This is a genomic window from Pseudalkalibacillus decolorationis, assembly GCF_024609785.1.
Classification (GTDB): domain Bacteria; phylum Bacillota; class Bacilli; order Bacillales; family Fictibacillaceae; genus Pseudalkalibacillus; species Pseudalkalibacillus decolorationis.
Genome location: NZ_JANHJQ010000036.1, coordinates 1 through 5,342 on the forward strand (window position 1 = coordinate 1; position 5,342 = coordinate 5,342).

General features: G+C 39.7%; 3 protein-coding genes and 3 pseudogenes. 3 read left to right on the forward strand and 3 right to left on the reverse strand.

The features are described 5' to 3' along the window. The first annotated feature begins 592 nt into the window (after nt 1-592). Complete coding sequence (locus NON16_RS22415; protein ID WP_257351629.1) at nt 593-1,066, forward strand: hypothetical protein; 474 nt, start codon at nt 593-595, stop codon at nt 1,064-1,066. A gap of 179 nt (nt 1,067-1,245) precedes the next feature. Here NON16_RS22415 and NON16_RS22420 read toward each other — a convergent pair whose 3' ends face one another. Then, nucleotides 1,246-2,412: a DUF4317 domain-containing protein gene (locus tag NON16_RS22420; RefSeq protein WP_257351630.1), complete on the reverse strand. Its 1,167-nt coding sequence runs from the start codon at nt 2,410-2,412 to the stop codon at nt 1,246-1,248. Nucleotides 2,413-2,960: 548 nt separating this feature from the next. Between NON16_RS22420 and NON16_RS25770 the strand changes: the two are divergent. Further along, nucleotides 2,961-3,035, forward strand: a pseudogene (locus NON16_RS25770) (SEC-C metal-binding domain-containing protein); the annotation flags it as partial. Between the two features lie 383 nt (nt 3,036-3,418). Further along, nucleotides 3,419-4,282, forward strand: a complete 864-nt coding sequence (locus tag NON16_RS22430; RefSeq protein WP_257351632.1) for a hypothetical protein — start codon at nt 3,419-3,421, stop codon at nt 4,280-4,282. 54 nt (nt 4,283-4,336) lie between these two features. On the opposite strand, the pseudogene NON16_RS22435 reads toward NON16_RS22430, so the two are convergent. Both NON16_RS22435 and NON16_RS22440 read right to left on the reverse strand, forming a co-directional pair. Beyond that, nucleotides 4,337-4,630, reverse strand: a pseudogene (locus NON16_RS22435) (Gfo/Idh/MocA family protein); the annotation flags it as partial. 328 nt (nt 4,631-4,958) lie between these two features. Then, nucleotides 4,959-5,342, reverse strand: a pseudogene (locus NON16_RS22440) (zinc ribbon domain-containing protein); the annotation flags it as partial.

Sequence of the window (5,342 nt, forward strand, 5' to 3'; positions counted from 1 at the left end):
TATCCATTGTCGAAGCTACGAGTAAAAGTGAACATATACGATCTTAGAAGCGAATTAAGCTATATTCTGTAAATGATGATGGAGAAGAGCCGTGTGCGGGAGTACCGCTCGCACGGTTCTGTGAGGGGGGCGGAGCACAATCCATAATGGAAAGGCTCCCTCCTACTCGACAATACTTTCTATAGTATAAGTTCAACTACGGCTCTGACTTCGCCTAAAGGCTCAGCAGTCGCCAAGTTTTCTTTAAAAATGTAGACATAAACGTCAGCGTGGTTATTTTGCATGTATTATAAAATTCACAATTGAGGAAGAGCCTTCCATTTGGATAGGTTCTTCTCTTGTTTATTGGCGATTTATACTCAATTTGTTTTCAACACAACTCCAATGTAACATCCGCCCAATTTATTAATATAATGACTTAACGATATTCGAATTAAGAAAAAGCATTGTCTGCAAATCAACAACTACGATTACTACCATAGAAACGTATGCTATGATACCTTATCACTATCACACTTCATTACCCAGTATCTGAAGTTTCTGCAATTAATGAGGAGATGCACACATATCCAAACAAGGGGAGAGGATGTATATGAAATTCACGGTACAATATATCCCGCTTAGCAACATCAAACCCGATTTACCGTTGAAAATTACAGAACATATTAAGAGACTTCAAGGTTTGATGTGGGACTGTATGTATATTTTAGTTGTAAAAAAAGACAGGAACGACGGCAACTATATACTTGTGAGCGGACGTGAACGATTCGAGCACCTCCGAAAACATACGAAAAATTTATATGCGCCTTGTATTGTCGATGAAAGCTCTCCCTCCGGAATCAAATCGTGGATGCATCGTATACGTAACAAGCAACCTCTCGACGATTTTCCAATGGCGCCGAAAAGCTGGTCCATCGTCCGTACCTTTTTAAAGAAAGAGCCCCGCTTTAAAAAATTATCCCGAGTCCAACAAATAAAAGTACTGTACTTAGGGGCCCGATACAAAAAAACGGTGATATTATCCATGCAAACGAAGGTTAATCAACTCCTGAGAGAGAATGATTAATTCAGCCGTCATTTGAAAATTGGTATAATGTTGTTGCTATAAGGCGAATCATTAAGTAAGATCGGGAAAACGAGTGAGGTAATGACCATGTATGATCCAACCCATTTTCGAGAATCTGAAAGTTGCATTTGAAAATTAAACGGAAGGTGGAAAGATGGCTATATCAGCTTATTGGGATTTTACTCGCCGAAAGCTTCTGGAAGCATCTTGAATCCTTCAATCTCAGCATCCTCTTCTACTTCAATCATTATACAGCGTTTACCTTTATAATTGACTTGCCTGACGTATTGCAGGTCCTGTGGGCTGATGGAGATGTTCGCTATTTTCGTATTGATTTTGATTGATTTTGATTTGTATTTGGGCACGATGCTACTTGCATTCAACTCATATGTTTCGTCATCGGTGATTCTTTGGAAAGCGGCTTTTACTTTTTCAATATCGACTTTTTCGCCGCTTTGATTTAAAACGCGCTCCACGTTCTTGTAATCGAGCTTTGGTGCTTCTTCCTCTTCATTTTCTTCGACGACATGGTTGATTTCTCTATAAACGGTAGCGAGGGTAGAGGGGGTGAGCTGGTCTCCTATGACATCTTTGATGACTTCCTCAAACACCGCTTTGTCCTCTTTCGCTGTCATCGTCTCTTCTCCGTTTAATACTTCTTCTATAAATCTGTGGTCAGGTTCATTGGCTTTGCCTGCAGCGTATAAAATATGATTAACATCAGCTGCATGATTCGTAAAGCAAGGGAAAAGAAATCCTGCCATCGGAGTGTCGAGATCAATGACCGGGTCTACCTCGATATTGTACTTAAACTCCTTCTCAATATAGTCAAATACCCATTCTTTTTTAAACTCCTGCGTTTTGTTGATGCTGCAAAGGATAAAGGGATGAGAATAAACGGCGTCCCGTTCACTTACCTCGGCTTCTTCATTACGGCGTTTCATTGGTTTCAAATATTCGGCGCGAATGAAGGTGATGACGACATCCCTTTCATACGGATGGTCTTTGATCATTTTTTCAGTCATATGCAGCATTTGTTCCTTCCAGTCCTCGACTTGACTGCTTAGTAACCCTTTATGTAGAATGAGCTGACTGTGATTATCTGCGTCACGCATGAACTTCAGTTCAAATAACTTTTCAGACAGGTGTCCTGTCAGCACTTTCTTGAAATTATTTATAAAAAGCTCCTGTTGATCTCTGTCCAGCATTTCGAACGGCTGGCTCTGATGATGGTAAACTTCCGTCGTTTCTTTCATGATATATACGTTAAAGATGTCAGAAACCTTCAATAAGTCATTATCTACTTTCAGTTGTCTGCGGATACCAGCTATATCTTTTTTGTTCATCAATCGTACACTCCTATGCTGCTTGTGTTGTGATTTCTCATAAAATGATTCTTCTATTCTAACATAGGATTTGTGTAATCATGCCGATGTTCAAACTCAAGTGTAGACCTATAACGATTTCTCGACACTGGCACCTGATTTAGTGTACTTTAAGGTGGGGGATGCGACACGAAGGCAGTACAAACCGTTGATACGTTCCCTCATACGACACATGATTTAGATAAATTTAGTAAATATAGGAGGTTGAGATAATGGTTAACTATAATTTGCAATCTCAGATATTAGAAGTAGTTGAAAATCAAGTAAAGATAAATGATCCTAAATGTACAAAGAGAACATTAAATCGCTTATTGGGTTTAGGTTATGCTGAAGACGAATCAAAAAAGATGATAGGTAGCGTACTTGTAGAAGAAATGTATAATATTACGAAACATGAACGTTCATTTGATGAAAAACGTTATGCGAAAAAGTTGTCATTGCTTCCAGACTATTTAGACGTGATTGAGAACAATGAGGGCTCCGCGGTTAAAGTGACTCCTGTTGAAGCTGCACCTACTGTTGGTAGAAATGAACCATGCCCTTGTGGAAGCGGAAAGAAATATAAGAAGTGTTGCGGGAGATGATGTTGAGTGGGGATGGTTCTGGTGCTTCTTACGCATGAGAGCCGTCCTTTTAATCAACACTTTTTCAATTGATTCCTGATCAATATAGGGTTCTAAGAAACTTATCCAGTAATTACGTTAAATCATTTGAATAGATAGCCTATATTCGAAACAAAACGCTGATGAACAGGTTAGCAGGTTCCTTGTTCATTATTTTCGGCATACAGCTTTTTTGTAGATTGAAACCCGTTGCCCAGTATGTGGAGTATAAACGTTCGAAATGATATGAATCGAAATTCCATGCACCTGAATGTTAGAATGGTTTTACTAATCTATAAAGGGAGACATGGACGTCGTGAAGCTTTCTAATTTTGAAGAATCTATCAATAAAGTGATTTTGGAACGTGGCCGGAAATATTATGATGGTAAAAGTGTTCGGAATATCCGGGAGATCGATCACAACCGTTATTTTATGGAGGTCCTTGGAACAAGTACTTATATTGTGGGGATGTGATTCCTGGAATTCAAAATATGAAATTGAACGAGTGAAGCTGCTTCAGTTAAATTTGATCGAGCAATTTGAGGATGAGGATACAGCCTTTGCATTCATATATGACAATATCAAATATCCGAAGTTCAGAGAAAGAGCGATTTTATATCATTTGGATAAGGAAAATTACAACCAAGTGATCGAGCTTTGTGAGGAAGGGGAAAATACAGATGACAGGTATCAAGGGCTTATTTCAAAATGGAAAAAATACCGTGCAGAAGCCTATGAAGCGCTAGAAGATACAGAAAAAGAGCGTGAATTGAAAATGGAGTTTCTCCTTGGTGGAGAGTTTGAATATTACCAAGATCTGAAACATCATCTTTATGAAGCTGACGAGTGGGAAAAAGTCCTCGGGGAAATCCTCAGCACTTTTGAAAAACAACGCCACCCAGATTCAGCCTATGTGGAAATCTTAAAAGAAGAAAAGCTGTACGACAGACTGCTTAACTACACAAATCAAAGACCAAGTGAAATCCAAACGCTCTTCCCATACCTGATAGAAGATTACTTTGATGAAGTAAATAAAATCTACCAACAATTTATCAAAACAGAAGCCGAACGAGCAACCGATCGGAAAAAATATAAAAAAGTATGCAAACTCATCAAATCGTATAAAAAAGTGTGCAGCGAGATCAATGCCCATAAACTGATTAGTGAATTGGAAAAGGAATATGAAAGAAGACCAGCGTTTATCGATGAGCTAGAGAAGATTAAATGAGTCACCAATAGTGGAACAAATCATCCCCCCAAGGAGATTTCTTTGGGGGGAGAGCTATGGCATTTTCGTCCCTTTCCCATGATCTATCAGCTCTCTTACTTTCGGAATAAATCTTCGGTTAAAACCAACCATTACGATCTTGCCAACATCTTTTGCAAGTTGTACAATTCCTTCAGTCTCTTGGAAATGCATGGAGATGGGCTTGTCGATGTAGACGTTTATCCCATTTGTAAGAAGCTTTTCGGCAATTTCAAAATGAGCTTCTGTAGCCGTGCTTACAAAAGCTGCATCGATATCCTTCTCGATCAGCTCATCCACGTTTTCCTTTATCTTGAACTTTTCCGATAATCTATTTAAGGTTTCTACATTTCTCGTTCAAAGCACCAGTTCGAGTCCTTCTTTTTCAGAAAGAACAGGTAAGTATGCCTTTTCACCAATGTCACCCAGACCGATAATTCCAATTTTCATATTGAACACTCCAGTATTCAGTAGCTAAATAAACAATTGTCTCCCTACTATCTTAACATCTTTTGAAAGAAGGGTATTTTCGTTCTAATTAAACGAGGCCGCCAATATACTTTTTAGGTAGGATGCAAGCTATAATGAATGAATACTCCCGCCACTTACTCTGCCATAGGGCTTCCTTGAAGTGGGGGTTTCTAACGTATCGACCTAAAGGGACTCTTAACGTTAGTGGAGCTGACACATTGGCGACCTTGTTACGCCCAGCCCCTCTATGCCATTGGTCTTTCCTTTGGCACTTCTTTTTTAGAAGACAGTGGGTTGCCACACATTCACCGACCGGAGGGAAGCGGCTCGCTCTCTGAAAAACTGGAGAATCGCCTTTTTTAAAATATTGGCTGCTCCGTTGAGGTCTGCATTCACGTGTACACCCGTAGATGCTCGGTACAAACCCCGCTTCACCCGTCTTCCTGAAAATACAGGTGGAGGCTTCCCTTCATCCCAAACAGGAATAGGATCATCATCTAAAAAACTGGCTTTCGACGTGTACGACTCTTCCGTTGTGATGACGTTAACCCCATACTGTTGAGCTTTGTAG

Coding starts and splice junctions, on each gene's coding strand:
- NON16_RS22415 (WP_257351629.1), top strand. CDS start 593: ATGAAATTCACGGTACAATATATCCCGCTTAGCAACATCAAACCCGAT.
- NON16_RS22420 (WP_257351630.1), bottom strand. CDS start 2,412: ATGAACAAAAAAGATATAGCTGGTATCCGCAGACAACTGAAAGTAGAT.